Annotated in this window: 35 protein-coding genes and 1 pseudogene; 19 read left to right on the plus strand and 17 right to left on the minus strand. The window is 39.7% G+C overall.

The features are described from left to right. Positions 1 to 131 precede the first annotated feature (131 nt). The 6 genes from lysC to L5B83_RS02910 form a co-directional block, all read right to left on the minus strand. On the minus strand, positions 132 to 344 hold the full coding sequence (gene lysC, locus L5B83_RS02885; protein ID WP_265777512.1) for an Rz1-like lysis system protein LysC: 213 nt from the start codon (positions 342 to 344) through the stop codon (positions 132 to 134). After that, positions 313 to 654 carry a DUF2570 family protein gene (locus tag L5B83_RS02890; protein ID WP_265777513.1) on the minus strand — a complete coding sequence of 114 codons (342 nt, stop codon included), beginning with the start codon at positions 652 to 654 and terminating at the stop codon, positions 313 to 315. Before L5B83_RS02890 ends, lysC begins: the two co-directional genes overlap by 32 nt. After that, complete coding sequence (locus L5B83_RS02895) at positions 627 to 1148, minus strand: lysozyme (protein WP_265777514.1); 522 nt, start codon at positions 1146 to 1148, stop codon at positions 627 to 629. Before L5B83_RS02895 ends, L5B83_RS02890 begins: the two co-directional genes overlap by 28 nt. Further along, positions 1145 to 1363, minus strand: a complete 219-nt coding sequence (locus L5B83_RS02900) for an HP1 family phage holin (protein WP_265777515.1) — start codon at positions 1361 to 1363, stop codon at positions 1145 to 1147. The genes L5B83_RS02895 and L5B83_RS02900 overlap by 4 nt, the downstream gene beginning before the upstream one ends. A gap of 167 nt (positions 1364 to 1530) precedes the next feature. Next, on the minus strand, positions 1531 to 1935 hold the full coding sequence (locus L5B83_RS02905; RefSeq protein WP_265777516.1) for a hypothetical protein: 405 nt from the start codon (positions 1933 to 1935) through the stop codon (positions 1531 to 1533). Next, positions 1926 to 2531, minus strand: a complete 606-nt coding sequence (locus L5B83_RS02910) for a recombination protein NinG (protein ID WP_265777517.1) — start codon at positions 2529 to 2531, stop codon at positions 1926 to 1928. The genes L5B83_RS02905 and L5B83_RS02910 overlap by 10 nt, the downstream gene beginning before the upstream one ends. A gap of 310 nt (positions 2532 to 2841) precedes the next feature. Between L5B83_RS02910 and L5B83_RS02915 the strand changes: the two genes are divergently transcribed. Together L5B83_RS02915 and L5B83_RS02920 are read left to right on the plus strand one after the other, a co-directional pair. Then, complete coding sequence (locus L5B83_RS02915) at positions 2842 to 3516, plus strand: P22AR C-terminal domain-containing protein (RefSeq protein ID WP_265777518.1); 675 nt, start codon at positions 2842 to 2844, stop codon at positions 3514 to 3516. Positions 3517 to 3579: 63 nt separating this feature from the next. Further along, a complete protein-coding gene (locus tag L5B83_RS02920; RefSeq protein ID WP_265777519.1) occupies positions 3580 to 3816 on the plus strand; it encodes a hypothetical protein in 237 nt (78 codons plus the stop codon). Between the two features lie 109 nt (positions 3817 to 3925). On the opposite strand, the pseudogene L5B83_RS02925 reads toward L5B83_RS02920, so the two are convergent. From L5B83_RS02925 to L5B83_RS02955, 7 genes and pseudogenes are all read right to left on the minus strand, one after another. After that, a pseudogene (locus L5B83_RS02925) lies at positions 3926 to 4351 on the minus strand (recombination protein NinB). Then, complete coding sequence (locus L5B83_RS02930) at positions 4341 to 4559, minus strand: hypothetical protein (protein ID WP_265777520.1); 219 nt, start codon at positions 4557 to 4559, stop codon at positions 4341 to 4343. The pseudogene L5B83_RS02925 and the gene L5B83_RS02930 overlap by 11 nt, the downstream one beginning before the upstream one ends. Next, positions 4556 to 5245 (minus strand): replication protein P, encoded by a 690-nt coding sequence (locus L5B83_RS02935; RefSeq protein WP_250350342.1) that lies wholly within the window; start codon positions 5243 to 5245, stop codon positions 4556 to 4558. The genes L5B83_RS02930 and L5B83_RS02935 overlap by 4 nt, the downstream gene beginning before the upstream one ends. Then, positions 5242 to 6024, minus strand: coding sequence for a helix-turn-helix domain-containing protein (locus L5B83_RS02940; RefSeq protein ID WP_265777521.1), 783 nt, complete (start codon positions 6022 to 6024; stop codon positions 5242 to 5244). The genes L5B83_RS02935 and L5B83_RS02940 overlap by 4 nt, the downstream gene beginning before the upstream one ends. Next, entirely contained in the window at positions 6021 to 6719 is a 699-nt protein-coding gene (locus L5B83_RS02945; protein ID WP_265777522.1) for a phage antirepressor KilAC domain-containing protein, read from the minus strand. The genes L5B83_RS02940 and L5B83_RS02945 overlap by 4 nt, the downstream gene beginning before the upstream one ends. Positions 6720 to 6765: 46 nt before the next feature. Beyond that, positions 6766 to 7227: a phage regulatory CII family protein gene (locus tag L5B83_RS02950; RefSeq protein WP_265777523.1), complete on the minus strand. Its 462-nt coding sequence runs from the start codon at positions 7225 to 7227 to the stop codon at positions 6766 to 6768. A 48-nt stretch (positions 7228 to 7275) separates the two neighbouring features. Further along, on the minus strand, positions 7276 to 7461 hold the full coding sequence (locus tag L5B83_RS02955) for a Cro/CI family transcriptional regulator (RefSeq protein ID WP_265777524.1): 186 nt from the start codon (positions 7459 to 7461) through the stop codon (positions 7276 to 7278). 129 nt (positions 7462 to 7590) lie between these two features. Here L5B83_RS02955 and L5B83_RS02960 point away from each other — a divergent pair, with 129 nt between their 5' ends. Continuing rightward, complete coding sequence (locus tag L5B83_RS02960; protein WP_265777525.1) at positions 7591 to 8358, plus strand: LexA family transcriptional regulator; 768 nt, start codon at positions 7591 to 7593, stop codon at positions 8356 to 8358. On the opposite strand, the gene L5B83_RS02965 is transcribed toward L5B83_RS02960, so the two are convergent. Continuing rightward, complete coding sequence (locus L5B83_RS02965) at positions 8324 to 8476, minus strand: hypothetical protein (protein WP_265777526.1); 153 nt, start codon at positions 8474 to 8476, stop codon at positions 8324 to 8326. The genes L5B83_RS02960 and L5B83_RS02965 overlap by 35 nt on opposite strands. Positions 8477 to 8539: 63 nt before the next feature. Here L5B83_RS02965 and L5B83_RS02970 point away from each other — a divergent pair, with 63 nt between their 5' ends. Continuing rightward, entirely contained in the window at positions 8540 to 9436 is an 897-nt protein-coding gene (locus tag L5B83_RS02970) for a hypothetical protein (protein ID WP_265777527.1), read from the plus strand. A 450-nt stretch (positions 9437 to 9886) separates the two neighbouring features. Here L5B83_RS02970 and L5B83_RS02975 read toward each other — a convergent pair whose 3' ends face one another. Further along, complete coding sequence (locus L5B83_RS02975; RefSeq protein ID WP_069202153.1) at positions 9887 to 10057, minus strand: YegP family protein; 171 nt, start codon at positions 10055 to 10057, stop codon at positions 9887 to 9889. 13 nt (positions 10058 to 10070) lie between these two features. On the opposite strand from L5B83_RS02975, the gene L5B83_RS02980 reads away from it, so the two are divergent. The 3 genes from L5B83_RS02980 (at position 10071) to L5B83_RS02990 (ending at position 11108) form a co-directional block, all read left to right on the plus strand. Continuing rightward, positions 10071 to 10292 (plus strand): hypothetical protein, encoded by a 222-nt coding sequence (locus L5B83_RS02980; RefSeq protein WP_046098988.1) that lies wholly within the window; start codon positions 10071 to 10073, stop codon positions 10290 to 10292. Between the two features lie 257 nt (positions 10293 to 10549). Continuing rightward, a complete protein-coding gene (locus L5B83_RS02985) occupies positions 10550 to 10867 on the plus strand; it encodes a hypothetical protein (protein ID WP_265777528.1) in 318 nt (105 codons plus the stop codon). 13 nt (positions 10868 to 10880) lie between these two features. After that, positions 10881 to 11108 (plus strand): hypothetical protein, encoded by a 228-nt coding sequence (locus L5B83_RS02990; protein WP_265777529.1) that lies wholly within the window; start codon positions 10881 to 10883, stop codon positions 11106 to 11108. A 37-nt stretch (positions 11109 to 11145) separates the two neighbouring features. On the opposite strand, the gene L5B83_RS02995 is transcribed toward L5B83_RS02990, so the two are convergent. Then, positions 11146 to 11391, minus strand: coding sequence for a hypothetical protein (locus L5B83_RS02995; protein ID WP_265777530.1), 246 nt, complete (start codon positions 11389 to 11391; stop codon positions 11146 to 11148). Between the two features lie 421 nt (positions 11392 to 11812). Here L5B83_RS02995 and L5B83_RS03000 point away from each other — a divergent pair, with 421 nt between their 5' ends. The 10 genes from L5B83_RS03000 (at position 11813) to L5B83_RS03045 (ending at position 16259) form a co-directional block, all read left to right on the plus strand. Beyond that, the gene (locus L5B83_RS03000; RefSeq protein ID WP_265777531.1) at positions 11813 to 12253 is read left to right on the plus strand and encodes a Panacea domain-containing protein; all 441 of its coding nucleotides are present in this window, start codon (positions 11813 to 11815) and stop codon (positions 12251 to 12253) included. Further along, positions 12240 to 12587 (plus strand): hypothetical protein, encoded by a 348-nt coding sequence (locus L5B83_RS03005; protein ID WP_265777532.1) that lies wholly within the window; start codon positions 12240 to 12242, stop codon positions 12585 to 12587. The genes L5B83_RS03000 and L5B83_RS03005 overlap by 14 nt, the downstream gene beginning before the upstream one ends. Positions 12588 to 12901: 314 nt before the next feature. Beyond that, entirely contained in the window at positions 12902 to 13540 is a 639-nt protein-coding gene (locus L5B83_RS03010) for a BRO-N domain-containing protein (RefSeq protein WP_265777533.1), read from the plus strand. 92 nt (positions 13541 to 13632) lie between these two features. Further along, complete coding sequence (locus tag L5B83_RS03015; protein ID WP_265777534.1) at positions 13633 to 13911, plus strand: hypothetical protein; 279 nt, start codon at positions 13633 to 13635, stop codon at positions 13909 to 13911. After that, positions 13898 to 14161 carry a hypothetical protein gene (locus tag L5B83_RS03020; protein ID WP_265777535.1) on the plus strand — a complete coding sequence of 88 codons (264 nt, stop codon included), beginning with the start codon at positions 13898 to 13900 and terminating at the stop codon, positions 14159 to 14161. Before L5B83_RS03015 ends, L5B83_RS03020 begins: the two co-directional genes overlap by 14 nt. Next, on the plus strand, positions 14158 to 14316 hold the full coding sequence (locus tag L5B83_RS03025; RefSeq protein ID WP_265777536.1) for a hypothetical protein: 159 nt from the start codon (positions 14158 to 14160) through the stop codon (positions 14314 to 14316). Before L5B83_RS03020 ends, L5B83_RS03025 begins: the two co-directional genes overlap by 4 nt. A gap of 108 nt (positions 14317 to 14424) precedes the next feature. Then, positions 14425 to 14925: a siphovirus Gp157 family protein gene (locus L5B83_RS03030; RefSeq protein ID WP_265777537.1), complete on the plus strand. Its 501-nt coding sequence runs from the start codon at positions 14425 to 14427 to the stop codon at positions 14923 to 14925. 11 nt (positions 14926 to 14936) lie between these two features. Next, on the plus strand, positions 14937 to 15176 hold the full coding sequence (locus L5B83_RS03035) for a hypothetical protein (protein ID WP_265777538.1): 240 nt from the start codon (positions 14937 to 14939) through the stop codon (positions 15174 to 15176). Between the two features lie 31 nt (positions 15177 to 15207). After that, entirely contained in the window at positions 15208 to 15627 is a 420-nt protein-coding gene (locus L5B83_RS03040; RefSeq protein WP_265777539.1) for a hypothetical protein, read from the plus strand. Further along, complete coding sequence (locus L5B83_RS03045) at positions 15624 to 16259, plus strand: hypothetical protein (RefSeq protein ID WP_265777540.1); 636 nt, start codon at positions 15624 to 15626, stop codon at positions 16257 to 16259. The genes L5B83_RS03040 and L5B83_RS03045 overlap by 4 nt, the downstream gene beginning before the upstream one ends. A gap of 74 nt (positions 16260 to 16333) precedes the next feature. Here the strand turns inward: L5B83_RS03045 and L5B83_RS03050 are convergent, their stop codons facing one another. Continuing rightward, positions 16334 to 16516, minus strand: a complete 183-nt coding sequence (locus L5B83_RS03050) for a ribbon-helix-helix protein, CopG family (RefSeq protein WP_265777541.1) — start codon at positions 16514 to 16516, stop codon at positions 16334 to 16336. A gap of 288 nt (positions 16517 to 16804) precedes the next feature. Between L5B83_RS03050 and L5B83_RS03055 the strand changes: the two genes are divergently transcribed. After that, positions 16805 to 17287, plus strand: a complete 483-nt coding sequence (locus tag L5B83_RS03055) for a class I SAM-dependent methyltransferase (protein WP_265777542.1) — start codon at positions 16805 to 16807, stop codon at positions 17285 to 17287. Positions 17288 to 17299: 12 nt separating this feature from the next. After that, positions 17300 to 17599: a hypothetical protein gene (locus L5B83_RS03060; RefSeq protein WP_265777543.1), complete on the plus strand. Its 300-nt coding sequence runs from the start codon at positions 17300 to 17302 to the stop codon at positions 17597 to 17599. The last annotated feature ends 8 nt before the right edge of the window (positions 17600 to 17607 follow it).

Below are 17607 nucleotides of genomic sequence, written 5' to 3' on the forward strand. Positions count from 1 at the left end.
GATGATGATGATGCCTAGAAATGCAAAAAACTGCCGAAAACCGCGAGCCCGCAACCCCGTGGAAAGCCCCACCCCGTCAGGAGTACCTTTTTAATTGATGGAAAAGCAAAAAATAACAAAAACGACCGCACTTATTTATTCAAGTCTTCAGTCTGCCATTCTCTAATCTTATCAATCCGATTAAGACACATATCACGCTCACGTTTGAGTATCACTGCATACTGTGTTACATCGCCATAAGTGCGACCACTAAATACCGTCTTATCCAAATGCCCTAATAGTACAGGCGGAATGGTCGGGCAATGCGTGGTCTCAATCTGACTGCTGCAAGAACTCAATAACATTATGAGGAGCAGGAGCATTATGAGCGTCCACATTTTTAACCTGAGTTTGAATTGTGCGAATAACATTATCGGATTGGTCCCTGATTTTGCTTTCTGATTGTGTAACTTCTTGGGTAAGTTGATAATTGCGTTTTGCCTCTGCTTTAAGGCTTGCGATAGTTTGGCTTTGCGTGGTGATGGTCTGGGCTTGCGTTTGATTTTTGGCTTTTAAGCTACTAATCATCTGAGACTGATACCAAACCCAACCACACAAGCCCAAAATCAAACAAAGTGCGGTGAGATTTAGCCACGTTTTAAACTTGTTAAACATAATGCTTTCTCTTTTTCGCGGCGGGTTACCAAACCTTTCAGCACCTTTCCGCTTGAGTATTTCCAACGTGGGAACTGCTCACACACAGCCCGAATATCGCCTTGTTTTGCGTAACGGTAAATCGTAGAGGTTTTGAGCTTGCCGCAACCAACATTAAACGTCAGTGAGGTTAATGCCTCAAATGCCCCTTGCGGTAGCGCTTTTCCGTTGGCATAACGGTTGATACATTGCTCTGCGGTTTGAATATCTTTGGCCCAGCGGTCGGCAATCTCTTTATCCGAGTACACCTTGCCGAAAGTAATATCACCCGTTGACCCAATTCCAACCGTCCATACATCCGCAGGGCATTTATACGGCTCACGCATACAGCTTTCTGCATTGCCAATTAATGCTAAGCCTGTTTGTGTGGTACGGATTTCATCGGAGTGATTAAGCATTACTAAGCCAATAATTGCCACAACAGAACAGCCCGCAATTTTTTTGAAATGCTTCATTTAATCACCTTGCCGCTTTTATCTCGTACGCCTACCCTGATTTCTTCCAGCTCAAGCATACGTTTTTTGAATCGGCTTTCTCGCCAATAACCGCATACGGTTACGATAATACCGATCAAGATTGCCCACTCACTTAAGGTCAGCATTCCAAAAAAAGAGGTGAGCCAGCCGTAAACTTGCGACTCAAGGGGAATGCCTTTTAACGTTTCTTTCATTCTTTCCATACCTCACCCCGCTTTTTCGAGGCAATAAAAAAGCCCCGACCGTTTCCGATCAGGGCTGTTAAAATTCATTCGTGCGTTTTAAACGTGCAAAACCGCACTATAGACAGAATGTTAGTATTTTAGTGCGCACTAGTCAAGTGTTTTCACAAAAAATATTCTTACGCAATAAAAATGCAGTTCTTCTGGCTTAACATTAACATCAGTGATATTTCTGCTATTTTTAAGCGCTCAAAATAAGTGCGGCGCCCAATCCCAAACCTTTCCAAAATCCCCATTCTCACTAACACACGATTGCGATCGTACTCATTATAAAGTGGCAAGCGGTAAGCATAAGTTGCCATAAATAAATCGTAAAGCTCAGGCGTGGTTTTACGCATCACTAGCACGCAACGTTCAATTTCTTCTGCCAATGGCTCACTAATTGGATCTGCTCGTCTTTTGCTCTCATCAATCGGTACCGGTATGCTCACCGAAAGGCAAGGATATTCCGTGCCTAATCGTGGTGTAGCCCAATAGCCCCATTGGGTGCAAACTTTTTTAATATCGTTAAAAACTAATTCCATTGCTTACCTCGCTTTTCTAACCACTTCGCTTTCCGCTCAAAAATTCGCTTAATCCGTCTCAAATCCTCATCGCTATAATGCCTTGGGCGTTGGTCGTTTTCGATTTCTTGCACCTTTTCGATCCCCAAACGCTCAATCAATCCAACGCGATATTCGTGGTAATTTCCGCCCAACCATCGATTACAGCGTTTGCATTGTCCGTGAATGTTAAGCGTATAAAACCGCAAGTGTGGCGCACTACCACGGCTGCGATAATGCCCGGCATCAAATCCACCGCCTAATTTCTCGCTAATCAACGGTGTGCCACAAGAAATACATTCCTTATTCTCATCACGAACACGGATATATTTATTCACCGCACTTTGTGCTTCGGCGATAAGCTGATTGTGCGTTTTATTCTTTTCTTTAAGTGCGGTCATTCTTTTGCGAGTTTCAGCCCGTTCTGCTTTTGCGAGCTTTTCACGTTTTTTGCGTGATTGCTCTGCGGACAATTTTATTGCGCAGTCCACACTACAGACTTTTTGCATACTGCTTACTGTCTTTGTGTAATACGTGCCACAAACTTTGCACTTATGCTGTTTTGGTGCTTTTGCCATTAAACTTCCCAACCCTCCATAATCATTAATTTATCTCCAATCTTGACAACCTCATCATTCACGAGTAGGATTTACCACAGGTCTCAAAAGCCTTACAAACAGCGGTAATTCACCCCGTTAGCGTGATTTTTTTGTATCTGGGTTTCTCCTATTTCTCATACCTGATACAAAAACAACAATTAATATCAATGATCGACAGTGCGAGGAATACAACACCGCAAGGGAATAACTCCGCTAGTCTGTTTGCTAGTTTTGAGCTGTCGATCGCCCTAAATCAAAATTAGGGAATTCCATCAAAAGGAACAAACAGATGAAAAACTTAACCATTCTTGACACTCAAATCCGCACTTTAAACAATCTCTATTCTCTTAATGACTTCCATAAAGCCAGTGGCGGAGAAGAAAAAAATAAACCAACCCGTTTTATGCGTTTAGATCAAACAAAAGATCTAATCACTGAAATTAAGCAAGAATATGGAAGACCAGATCTGGTCTTCAGCACTATTCACGGCGGTATCAACTCTGGCACTTACGCCTGCAAAGAACTTGTTATCGCCTACGCTGCTTGGATCAGTGCTGCTTTTCATCTCAAAGTTATTCGTGCATTTATGGCAATCAATGGCATTGGCACTCAACCCCAACAACTTGCTTTACCTGAACCCGAAAAGAAATATCCCTTCGAGCATAGCGAAAGCGACTTACAAAATTTAGCGTGGGACTGGTTCGCCCTTTTCAAATGTGTAGAATTTACCCAAAACATTCTGCCAGCATTAGATGCCATTCAATCCAAATTCGCCCCACAAGCACGGGGTATCGTTTCGGAATATGGCTCAATACTCCGCCACCATCAACCGCTTATTCAAAAGCTCACGGCTCAATTTGAAGTTAGCACTTGGGGCAATGAAAACTGGAACAGAGTACTCCCTACTATTCGGGATAACGCCATTCTCACTCCAAGAAAACGACTACCACGCCACACTTTCTAAAACTCCCCAAAATCCAACCGCACTTCGGTGCGGTTTTTGTTATACTTTTCCACGGAGGACAAAATGTTAAATTTATTTACAAAACCTATTGAAATTGAAACCCTTGATGACTGGGCTAAAATGTCCATCGACATCACAAAGGTTGCAATTTTGGCAATTCCTGTTATTCTCTTTAATAGTGAACCACTATTCTTGAAAGTGATTAAAACCATTTTTCTTATTATCGGTGCATATAGTGGCTTGATTGTGCATCGACAACTAAGACAAGTTAAATCCCAACGCAAGGAGGAAAAGCAATGAATCTCACTATTGGACTTGGCGTTTTCGCTCTTGTTATGGTTGTTTGGGCAATTGCTGTACATAAATTTGTTAAATAGCCCCTTAAATGAACCGCTCTTTTGAGCGGTTTTTAATACCCATAAAACCCTTGTCTATCCCTAAATCTTACGCCGTTACTCACGCCCCAAGCCTGAATATACTCAATCAAACTTGCTAACCGCTTCACGCCCATTTATGCAGTACTTTCACGTAAATTCACCACTTCCCCTTCAAACCCAATTGCCATCTCTGCTTGCTCACCAGTGGCAATGTTATGTCCGCTCACAAAAAGCATTTTCCACGTGTCCAACGTTTGCTTCTTGCCGTTAAAGGTGCATTGCTTAGCAATATCCGTTAGCATTGCGTGCAGTTTTGCATTCTGTGCCAATGTGCGTGTTAAGGGCTTTATTTCCACTACCACAGGGCTTTGTTCATCTAAGGTAAGGGAATGTATTACCCCAATCGCATTTTGCTGTATGCGCGCATTACGCAAGAAAAAGCGTTGTTTAGTTTCCATCGTTTTTAATCCCTAACGCTTCAAAACTAAAATACCCACAAGATTTTGTGCGATTAAGTGCACAATCAGGGCTAATGTGCGGATAAGGCACTGGCTGGATTAAATGCCCTGAGCAACGGAACGGCTCGTCAGCAAAATACCCCCAATCATCGCCCTCACGAAAATCTTCTAATTTTGCACCGCACTTTGGGCATTTGTATGAAGTCATTGTCTTGCTCCGTTTAAAATCTGTTTACACGCTGCTGCCCCTTTCAAATTAATTTCACGCTGTTTTTCAGGTGTAATAAAACTCGGTTTCTTTGGCAAGGTGATTTGTGGTTTAGGTAAAGTTTCCCCCGCTTCCAAGCGTGCTGCCATTGCTTTCAATGCTTTGCTCACGGCTTTTCTCAGTTTTTCTTCTGAGGCTTCTCGATTGTTACAATACAAATCGGTAAGCAGCCAATATTCTGCATCGCTTTCAAATTTAAATTCGTGGATTTCCAACATTCCGTAGCCTTGAAATTTCTTTAGGCGTTGGTAAAGCTCCTCTTCGCTTGGCAAGCCTAACGCTTCGTAGCGGTCTTGTTTGCACCAAGAAATAAATTTGCCTACACTCGGAAAATAATCATCAGGTTTCGACCGCACTTTACGCATTCCCGCACGAACTTGCTCAATGGTGCGGATATTATTTTCCGCAAAGCCTAAAACCCAAGTGCGCTTGGTAATGGGGAGCTGTACCTCGTCAAATTGACTACGCATTGCTGGACAGGCTGCGAATAACTGTGAAAAAATCTGATCAACCAATTTTTCAATATCATTGGGCAAGCGTTGCGATTTTTGCTGTGGCTGACCGGGCAATTTAGCTTGCATTCCGATTGCGCTTTGCATTGTTTGCTGATTAACTTGTCTGATCACAGCATTCCCCTCCATCCCTCTTCGGTGTTCCATTCAATCGCATTCAGCTCTGAAACTGTTTTGCGCAGTGGTTTTGAGTTATTTTTCTTCACCGTGAGCTGATCCCATTTCTCCCGCAGCTTGGCAGGGCTGAGAATATTGGCTTTCCAGAACGAGTCTTGGTTTGCCCACAGGAACAGCTCGCAAATTTCCCTATGCGTTCGCCCATCACGTTCACGCATCAGGCGGATTTCATTTGCCCAACTTTCGAAAGGCGGCTTTTTGGTGTTGGGGTTAAGTTTTAGTATCAATCCAAAAATCCATTGTGCGGCAGCCATATCATCATCAGAAAATTTAAACCGAGATTTTTTGCCCACACCGCCGTCCGAAATTTTTTCGGACGAAGAAGGAAGGTTAATTGACTGGTTAATAGAGTGACTGGTTCTGGGTGAAATATTTTCACTAGGGGATGGTGAAATATTTTCACTACCTAGTGAAGTATTTTCACTAGCTGGTATAGAATTTTCACTAGCTTTCTTAAGATGCAGAATATACAAGTTTGAAGTATTTCCTTCTTTCGTTTTGCGCTCTTTTTTCTCAACCCACCCCATCTCAATCAACGCCTCAATGTGTGAGATAGCACTACGACGAGTGATTTCGCATTGGTCAGCGATATGTTGATAGGACGGAAAGCAAACACCTTCATCATTGGAATTATCCGCCAATTTAAGCAAAACAAGTTTACGAGTAGCATTTCCAACTTTACATTGCATTGCTTTAACCATTAGTAACATACTCATAGCATTAACTCCGAAGCATAACGTTGTGCAATCCATTCAATACCCTTGCCGGTTACTCGTGTTTGCGTGTAATTGTGATCGTGATCGGTTGTCCCCGTTTTCACCGTAAATAACCCTTGTTGCTGTTTATCTGCATAAGGTAAGAGATTGCCAGATTGACGGTATAACGCCTTATCTTCAATGAGGCGGATAATCATTGCTTTCTCCGGCATATTTAAGATTTTGGAGGTTTCTCGCAGGGATTTGCTTGTGCCAACTTCAACATAATGCTCAACAAATGCTGCTTTAGGTTTTAGATCCTTGTTTTCTAAGGCAAGAGCTTGATTTTGCCGTTCTTTCTCAACCAATGCCTCTAATGCCTGCAAATAGTTTTGAGGCAAAAGTGCGGTGTTTTTTTGCTGATTTTCTAGTTCTTGCCAGCGATCAACCAAGCGAGCCGTAAATTCAGGTGAAAGTTGTGCTACGACAACATAAGTGTCTCGCTTACCTTTTTCTCCTACAAAGATGTAATCTAAGCTAGGTCTCCCATTTGTCGCCTTTTCCTCAAATTGAGGAAAAGCAATCACACCTTTTTCTGCCAACATATCAATAGTTCTTTTTACATTGTCGTGGCGTTTTTCACATAATTCTGCAATCTCACGACTGCTCATTTTTATACTTGCATTTTGTTCTGAAATTATTGATAATTGATTCATATTTAATCCTTTGATAAATATTAGCCACCGCTGCAACGGTGGTTTTTTATTGCTTTAATTCCCATTTCAAACAAACAAGCTGAGAAAGTAGCTGATTTATCAATCCAGTTAACTTCTCACGCTCTCTTGCCGAAAGTTCTTGCCCTAAATCTGAGTTATCGGATAAAGCATTCGCACTTTCCCCGCATAATTTCCCCACTGATTCAGACAGCACAACGACTTCACGCAATAAATCTAGCGATCCTTTACATTCTTTCGGGCAAGGCATTAATGTGTGCCCTACTGCCTGAGCAATCATTTCAACGATGTTTATTGAATCGGTAAGAGCAATAAGATGAACAGCATCAGCAAAACCAAGTTTGTTGCGGTCATAATCTGTTTTTAGCTCTTTCGCTAGCTGAGTTGTCGTTTTCCCCATTGCTGGGGCAAAATTTGAGATTTCCCGACTTCGGGATAACTGCGTATGCAGTGCTTTTTGTATGTATAAAAATGGTGATTCTTCTTTCATAAAATTTTCTCGTTTTTTTATGGTTACTTTTTGGGTGGGTTTGGTAAATTATTTCTGAGAAGGGAAAGGGCGAACTTCTTCGGCTCGAACTTTTCCCTCTTCATCAGGGATCACAAAAATGTTTCTTGCTTTATAAAGCGCTTTACTGATTGCCCCCTGAGTTACGCCAACAGCTCTAGCGGTGGCGGCTTGTCCATGTGTTTTCACATAATCAGATAATGGAATTCTGTTCATAGGAAACCCTTATTATTTATATTTAGATAAATAATTATTACCGCTAGTAAAATAAAAGTCAATATTTGCGGTAATTTTACTTTTAATACTGTTGGTAATATGCTTTGAAAAAATTGAGAGAAATGTCGAATGAGTACACAAAAAAAGAAAGAACTTACACCAGAACAAAAGGCAGAATGTGAGAAACTAAATGATATTTACGAGCAAAAAAAATCAGAACTAGGGCTGACACAAGCCTCTGTTTCAGAGAAATTGGGGATTAACCAAAGTGCGGTTAATCACTACTTAAAGGGAACGAATGCCTTAAATGCCAATATTGCAAGTAAATTTGCAAGGTTGCTGAATATTACTGTGGATCAGTTCAGTCTTCGTATTTCAAATGAAATTAAACAAATGGCTGATACATTAGATCAAGAAAAGTTAAATGAAATTACTTTATTAGAAAAACGCCCGAAAAATTCAGTGACAATCCCCTTGCTAGACATCTATGCGGCAGCAGCGCCAACTGGAATTATCAATGTAGATTATCCAGAAGTGATTAAAGAAATTACGATTGATCAAGATCAAGTTTTAGAGTTACTAGGACGCAAAACCATTCAGGGAATTAACCTAATCAACGTGCCGACCGATTCAATGAGCCCTACAATTAACAAAGGCGATGTCGCTTTTATTGATGTTACTTGCCGTTGCTATGCAGGAGAGGGAGTTTATGCTTTTGTTGATGAATATGGAGAATTGTTTATTAAACGCCTACAAAGAGTGCCAAATGGTGGAATAAAAATTTTATCGGACAACCCTAAATACGCCCCTTTGGATTTTACCCAAGAAGAATTAAAACGTTGTTACATTATGGGAAAATTAGTTAAAGCATTGCCATTGCATATGATTGATTTATAACCACAAGCAGTAAAACATTATTGGCGTGGCGGTTGAGCATAGGCTGGGGCTGTAACAATAGTCCACCAAAGCCAGAAGTTGAATTTTGTGGGCTAGATAAAATAACGAATAGAGACATTGTGAACCAAAGCCATACTAGAAGGTTGCACTTCAACACCAAAATAAATATAAGAGGAAAAAAATGACAGCTGATTTATTATCTTTTACAATAGAGGATGAAATAAAATACCATACGAAAGGTGGAATTTTAATTCAAGACCTGATTACCTCTCTTGAGTCTCTAGAAGCATTAACAAAGCAATCGAAAAAGGCGTTTTCCCAGCTATTAGGAATAAAGGTTGTTAGCATTGATTTACGTATTGCTGAAGTAAAAGAAGGTAGCATAATTGAGAAAATCTATGCAGAGGTAAAATATTACAATGAAAATAAAGAAAATGTTGATCAATCATTCAAACAGTTTGTACAGAATAACAAAATGAAAGTTGGTTTCTTTGGTGCGGTTATCACTGGTATAACAGCTTTTGGTGTGTATCATTATATAACAACGGGCGACCCAAACGCTGTCAATGTGAATGTATCCGGTAGCTACAATAATGTGATTGTCAATAGTGCTGGAGCTATTGGTGTACCCGCCGATAAATTCAAAGAGATCATTGAAGATAGTCCAACTAATCGTAAAACACTTTCTAAAAGTGCGATTGAATTTATTCAACCAGCGAAGAAAAATGAAGATATTGCTCAAATATCTTTTAGCGGAAATAATATTACCATTCCAACGGAGTTTGTTAAAGAGACTCCCAATGAATATATACCTCACGAAGATGAAAAAGACCTACCATTAAAAGATATTACTCTTAGCATACGTTCTGTTGATCGAGATAATTACGAAAAAGGTTGGACGGCTCAAATCGATGGAGTGACAACTAAAAGACTAAAATTGGAATTGCCCCCTACGATAAACCTAACCACATTATCAATGCAAGAAAATGTTAAAGCTGATGTTACTATTTTTTACACTCAGCAAGGTGACAAGATCAACCATAAATATATCAGGTTAGATACATTATACACAAAATAAACTTACAGCCCTTAGTTCTCTTAAGGGCTTTTTAAAATTCTCCATAACTTTCCCTACCATTTTCGTGGCGTCACGAAAATGATACCAAACTACACTAATTATCTTTAATTCATACCTAGAAAAAACTAAATTTCTGCTCTTAACTCATTGAAATCACAACAACTCATCTAAAACATTATCTTGAATGCCGCCATTTTGTTAACTGTAATAGCTGTCAGTTGACTTTTATCTGATCATTTTTCCCCTGCGATTTCAGAGGAACGCTCCTTTAACCTCTCTGCCTGTATAAAAAACAAGCAATCAAACAAAATTACCTTAAATAATATTACTTGCGGTATTTACAATTAAAATTACAAGCGGTAATATACACCCATCAAAACGAAACAACGTTTAATGCTCTTTAACAATCAAGATGAAATAAAAAGCCCTGCGGCAACAGGGCTTGGATAATTAAGCTTCGTAAATAGGTGTTTGTCGGTTAGTGTCCATAACAAGACCGATACAATGTAAGCAGTTTTGTTTGGTCGTATAACCTTCACTTTGAGCTATAGGTTCGTGATTGGCGGCTTTTAGTCGCCAATACCACTGACCATTAACACCTTTGAAAATTTCAAAATACATAGAGGTAATCCTTATGCAAAACGAAATGAAACGCTACGCAATTTCTTATTTCTTCAAAGGAAAGAAATGGTGTACAGATGTTTACGCCAACTCGCTTGAAGAAGCACAAGAAAAAGTCAAAGCAATGTCCCAAGCAACTATTGATGGTGAGCTTTACTGTTCAATATATGTTCCAGTCAAGCCACAATCACGCATTGCAAGGTTGCTTTTAAAGCTACTACATAAATTTAGCTAATTCAATATTTCATCTTGGTGATGATGCTCTTTAACAATTTAGAACCCACTCCCCTTTTATAAGGGAAAAGCCGAAAGGTTGGCAATGTCTGTGCCAGTGGGGCTGAGGCAAACAGGCTTATTTATTCAATGCCGTATTTACGGAGAACCAAGGCAGTAGAACCGAGAGGAATGCAACGCAAAGAATCAACCGTGATACCGAGCCAAGATGAACGTTAGACAAGTGCGGCATTGAATAAATAACAACAACGGAGGTGAATGATGAATATCATCATTGAACGTAACCCTACAAGTAAGAAATACTGCGAAAAGGCAGAAATTCGCTCAATGGGGAAAGCGGGCAGATTAGCAAGAATGTTTGCGAAATCTCGCCAACAAAAAATCAAACAAGGAAAAACGCACCGAATTTCCACCGCGCTTTCATTAAGCGAAGTTTGTTCAACCGTGAATTTGGAACAAGTGGCGGCTAAATATCAAGCCACGAAACCAAATTATCACAAAGGCGAAATCGGCGTAAATACTGTGCGCGCCACGCAAAAAATTCGCCGTGGGTGTCGGGAGTTGGTGAGGATTTAAAAAGGAAGACATTATGACAAGTCAAAATGAAAACTATGAAATTATTAAACAGGTTATCTTAAATGAACAATTAGGATGCCCTAAAAAATTAAAATTAGTCGTTGTGGAAAAAAGCCTGTCTGATGAAGATAAAAAACAAATCAAGCAGGCTGTTTTATATCACGCTAAAAATTACGGTGGAAAGGGCGTTTTAAGCCTTGCAGAAGAGCTTAAAGATGCGTTTATTTGGATAAACGCTTAACTGTCCAAGAGGTTAGTTAAAATGAAAATACTTGAAATTATTGGAAGGAATCTTGCTTGGCTTTGTCTTCAATTAATTCAGCGTAATTCTCTTGGATTACAGCGATATTCTTCATCATTTCTAGTGTTGCTTTCGGCTCAAACACCAAACGAAACTTATGAGGATTTTCAGGCTCCCCCATCACATAAGGATAAAATTCCAAAACCAATTCACCTGTATTGGGGTTTAAAGAACAATCCATTGGATAAGTAACGTTAATTGGAAAAATGAGTTCTTTTTTCATTATATTTTCCTCTAATTAAATGTAGTCGCAAGAAACATTATATTCCTCTATGTAGTCGCATACAAGAGGGCTTGAGCCTTACAAGCATAAAGAAAGGCACCATTCAAAACCACATTCTTAGCTATTGTGTTTTTAGTCTTTTTTCCTCGTAGCTTTGAGTGTGGTTTTGAATGAGAAATAGGAGAAACTCATACGTCTTGCGGAAAGACGTTAAACCCCGTGCAGACATACTCCGTTTGCCCACTGTAACAGGTGGGCTTTTTTATAAATACAGTATTGACTTTTTTAATATACAGTATTTCTTGAAAAGAAAACTTGTGGCACAATATAGAAAATTGTAAAGCGATCTTTGACAGCCTATGTAAACTTTTCATTACACAGGCTATTTTTGTACCTTAAACTGTTTATTTAAGGAGGGAATATGGCATATTCCGCAATGCAGGTAGCTAATGCCCTTATCCGTAGAGCTCAAGGCGGCGAAATAGTGAACCTTACACCAATGAAATTACAAAAGCTTATGTTTTTTGCTCAATCTTGGTATCTACGTCTAAATGGTCGTCGTTTAATTAATGACGAGTTTGTTCGTTGGCAATATGGCCCGGTTGTTCAATCCGTATATTATGAATTTGCTAAGAACCGTGGAACCGAAATTAAATATATGGCTAAGAATGCACAAGGTAAAAATTTTGACAGCCATTTAGATATTCACGATGAAGCTTTTATGAATGAGCTAATTAAGGCTTATGGCGGATATACTGGTTGGCAACTTTCTGATATGACCCACGCAGAAGGCGGAGCTTGGTCTATGGGAGGGATGGGAAGTGTAATTACAGATAGAGAAATGCTCAATGGCAAAGTTTAAGCCTCAAAAAATAGTTCCAACGGTAAAACCAAGTCAGCAAGCTAATAAAAAAACGAAATTTGAACAAGAAAAGCCGACAAAGCCCTCCCCGTTAGAGGGGCAAGATGTCAGTGATAGAATTACAAACCGAGGATTACGCATTATCTATGCTGTAATTGCAGTTTGTTTTGCCATTGCCAGTATTGTATTTTGGATGCGTTTTATCCAATTTTATTATAACCCAAATAAACACTCTGATACTGTCTTTATTGCGATCACTTCTGCCTGTACAGTAAACATTCTTGCTGCTTTTATCTCAATTATTAAAGGATTGTTTCCCTCAAGAAAAGATTAATTTGACACCGCCCAAACTTCGGATTAAACTACTCTCACTTTCAAACGAAAGTCGGGATTGGTCTCCTGAATTTGAACAGTGCGGTGAAAAATAATAGTCGCACAATGCGGCTTTTTTTATAGCTGAAATCTAGTAAACCTAAAAGGCAGATCCGAAACGGATCACCCTTTCAAAAGTTGTCAATGGTGAGCTAGGTAGAAGTCCGAAAGGACGCCGTTTACACTGTTCAACGGTAAGACCAATTCTGCCTAGTTCATCGCCAACGATTGGTCTCGTAGCGATGAGTTTTAAAACTTAAATATGAGAACAGTAAAATGACAACATTGACATTTCAAAACAAAACTCTTTCAGTTATCAATCAACAAAACCAAATTTGGCTAACTTCTGTAGAAATTGGAAAAGCATTAGATTATAACAACCCAATAAAAGGCGTTACAAAACTCTACAATGCCCACGCTGACGAATTTACCCCAAATATGACCGCACTTATCGAAATGCAAACCAACGGCGGAATGCAAAAAGTGAGAATTTTCAGTTTACGTGGTTGCCACCTAATCGGAATGCTTTCGCATACCAAAGTCGCCAAAGACTTTCGCCGTTGGGTGTTGGATATTCTTGATAGAGAAACACAACAACCTCAACAACAAAATCTACCGCTTGCTGAAGTAGAAGCCGATGAAGAAGCACTCTACATTATCGCCAACCTCTATCACTCACTCCGTGAGGCATATGAAATGGGGCAAAAACTCCGTACAGGCTACCCTTATTTACGGCAAGACATCGATAAAAAACTAGGCGGGCATTATTTTCATAATCTCAACATACCAACTGAACAAGCCCTAGAAAAAGCAAAACGATACGTCCACGCCAAAAGCGAACGCATTATGTTCATCAAAGGAATGCTAAGCCTACTTGACGAACAACCACAGCCAAAACGATTAGCTAACTTCTAAAAACTCAACCAAAACCGACCGCACTTCCTTGTGAACCGTGTGGCGGTTTTCTACACCCTAATTTCAGTAAATTGACTAAAAAGGAAACAAAAATGAAAGACTTAATCAAAGCCATAGCGATAACAATTTCATTCTTCATTATCGCACTTCTTACACTTGGTTGTTTTCGCCCAGCGTTCGCGAATGACTTACAAGCGCACTACTCTGCACAGGGCTTTACACCTGACGAAATCGCCGAAATGCAACGCCTAGCAAATCTTGAATGGCAACAAGAACACGGCGATTTACAGCCTAATTTGACACCTGAGACTGAAAAATATCTCAAAAAATCAACCGCACTTTTGCAGGAGAAAATCAATGCGGAACACTAACTCACAAGCAAAACTGAAGTGCAAAATTGTCCCAAATCCTAATGGGCTAGGCTTTGTTGCGGAAGCTCGAGATAGCAATCAAAAGCTCAAGTGGCGAAGTGTAAATCACTGCGCAAAAGAGCTTTGTAAAACAGAGATTAATAAACACAAAGCAAGACAAATCGCCCTATTGCCACCAGTAAAAACCATCACCTTTAGCGACTACCATCGCAAAGGCTTTAAGCAAAGACAGAAAGGAGCAGCCCAATGAACGATAGAGAACTTTCCGCCGCTTATGACTATCACAGCGATCGCCTATTAGACGAATACAACGAGCGCGCATATAGCTCTGACGATAATGAGCAGGACGATGAAGAAGATGGCGAATTTTGTGATTACCACTGCAAAGGAGCGGGCGGATTATGATTAATGTTGATAAACAACCTGACTGGGAAGATATTCAAACAGGTGTTATACGCACACATAGCTCAGAAATAAGTTGGTTAAATTTAGATAAAACAAAGGAAACGCACAATGAAACTTTACGAAATCGCAGACAGCTACAACAACGTAGCAGAACTATTAGCTAACCCAGAATTCGCAGAAGATAGCGATATTATCGCCGCACTTGATGCCGTAGAAGATGAGTTTAACAACAAAGCCATCAACACCATTAAAGCCATTAAACGGGTGGAGGGCGATATTGACTTGCTTGATGCGGAAATAAAACGGCTTAGTGCGATGAAAAAAGCCCGTCAAAACCGTATTGAGGAAGTGAAAAACTACCTTAAATACAATATGCAAAAGACCGGTATTTTCAAAATTGAAAGCCCTCTCTTCAAAATTGCCTACGGTGAGCGAAAACAAAGCGCGGTGGAAATTGACGAAAATTTATTCCTCGCCAATAACCTTGATGAGAACCTTGTAACCATCAAAATTACCCCAAACAAATCCGCCATTAAAGAAGCGTTGAAACGTGGTGAAAGTGTGATGGGCGCGAGATTAGTTGATAGCCAAGTGTTAAGCATTAAATAGGAGTTCAAAAAATGAGTATTGCAACCCTAATCCTCGGCGAAAGCGGTACAGGAAAAAGTACCAGTTTACGGAATTTAGATCCCACCAAAACGCTACTTATTCAAGTCATCTCAAAACCCTTACCATTTAGAAGCAAAGATTGGCAATATTTTAGCCAAAGTTGCCCAACAGGAAATGTGTTTATTAGCGATAACGCCGATCAAATTTGCAATATTATGCAAAAAAACAAAGCGCGAAATTATCGTAATTGATGATTTCCAATACTTAATGGCTAATGAATTTATGCGACGCGCAAAAGACAAGGGGTATGACAAATTCACCGAAATTGGATTGCACGCGTGGCAGATTTTTGACTTAGCAGGCAAGCTCGCCCCGCATAAACGGGTTTATATCCTTTCTCACACGCAAAGCGATGATGTAGGACGAACCAAAATCAAAACCATCGGGAAAATGCTTGATGAAAAAATTACATTAGAGGGCATTGTTACCATTTGTTTACGCACCAATGTATCTGATGGGCGTTATACTTTCGCAACACAAAATAACGGAGCAGACACCGTAAAAAGCCCAATGGGATTATTTGAAAATCATTATATCGACAATGATTTGAAGCTCGTTGATGACGCCATTTGCGACTATTGGGGCATTGAAACGCCAACCGAACAACCAGAAATCACCCAACCACAGGAGAATAACCAATGAACCAACAACCAATTTTTACTTACAACCAAGAACAAGCTGTTAAAGCTGGAAGCGCCCAATACATTAGTGAAACAGGGGCATATCTCTGCAAAATTCTTTCTGCTGAATATGTACAATCACAAAAAGGTACACTTTCCCTTGAATTTAGTGTCGAAACTCAAGACGGCTTAAAGGGTAATTATATTTCTGTTTATTACCAAGATAAGGACGGCCAACCGTTACAAGGTGGGCAAAATATGATCCAAGCCATTATGGGGTGTACCAACGTGCAACAACTTACCCAACGTTTTGAAGGTAATAAAGCCTTTGCCCCAGAACTAGCAGGCAAATATATTGGACTATTCCTGCAAAAGGTCTTGCGTCTAAAACAAGACGGCTCAGAAACTTATAGCCTCAACATTGTTTGCCCGTTTTTTGCTAATGACCGAAAAACGCTTGCGGAACGTCTTGAAAACCGCCCGGCAGAACGCATTCAATACCTCACCGAGCATATGAAAGATCGTGATGACCGCAATAAGCAAAGCAATCAACAAGGCTATGCGGCACAACATCAGTCTTACGGACAGTCACAGCAACCATCTGTAAACAATGTACCTAGTGCAGATTTTGAAAACGATCCAATCCCATTTTAACTCGTCTAATTTAGACAACCCTAGACAAAATCTAGACAATTTTTAGACAAACGCCCTCAGTTGAGGGCTTACTTTTAAGTGTGAGCTTGCTCAAACAACTCAACCGCTTGAATAATCAACTGATTTTGCGGAATATCAAGTTGTTTGCTTAATTGTTCAATTTTCGCAATAGTAGTAAGGGGTAGTTTAAACCCTTTCAGCTTAATACCGTGCTTTTCTTCACTGCGCTTAACAATCTCACTTCTTGACAATGCCATAATTAGTCCTTAGAATTTGGTTTTGAAGAGTAGGGAGATTTCTCCCCCTACTTAGTTACATTCAATTAGTACGCTGGCAGGCTGATTACTAAGAGAATGATAACTAGGATAATGCGATAAAGCATTGGTTATCCCTCCAAAAGTCGGTGTGATTAAAGGTCTTCACCGGCTCGTTTCCAGCAGTATTGCTGAAAACAAGGATATTATAAGTTAGTTAACTAACAAAATCAATAAATATTCAAGAAAGCCTACAATTTTTATTGTGGGCTTTTTTATTTGGAATAAATTATGCAGAAACCTATTTTAGACGCCTGTTGTGGTAGCCGTATGTTTTGGTTTGACAAGCAAAATCCGAATGTTTTGTTTGCGGATAACAGACAAATTGAAACCATAATGAAAGATAGAGATAAGATCCGCAAACTTGAGATAAATCCTGATGTTATCCACGATTTTACTGATATGCCTTATCCTGACAAATCTTTCAAACTTGTCATCTTTGACCCACCGCATTTGAAAATTGGCGGTGATAATGCGTGGCTAGTAAAAAAGTATGGCCGACTTAATCAAGATTGGCAAACCCAACTCAAAAAAGGCTTTGATGAATGTATGCGCGTATTAGACGACAACGGCACGCTTGTTTTTAAATGGAACGAAACGCAAATCCCTGTTAGCGAAATCATAAAAGCTATCGGTTATCAACCTTTGATCGGACACAAATCAGGAAAAGCTAACAAAACCCATTGGCTTTTATTTTTTAAATTACCCACATAATAGGAGAAAACAATGAAAATTGAAATTACAGGTTACTCTGATGATCTTATTGAGGTTGACGGAGACTTGAGGCTAGAATTTGACAATATCAATTCTGACAAAGGTCTGATTGTTTCAAATAAAAGAGGTGAAAGCGTTATCGTCGATCTTGATTTCATTGATGGCATATGGCGAATAACTCATAATGGAGAAAATCTACCAAATTGGACTTTCGAACTAGAAAAAGCCCCAGAAAACGACGATGATATTTATACCGATAAGCTGACTATTACATCACTAGATAAATTGCTTGTGGCAGTATATGATAAATAAATCACGCC

The organism is Avibacterium sp. 21-599 (genome assembly GCF_026226765.1).
Taxonomy (GTDB): domain Bacteria; phylum Pseudomonadota; class Gammaproteobacteria; order Enterobacterales; family Pasteurellaceae; genus Avibacterium.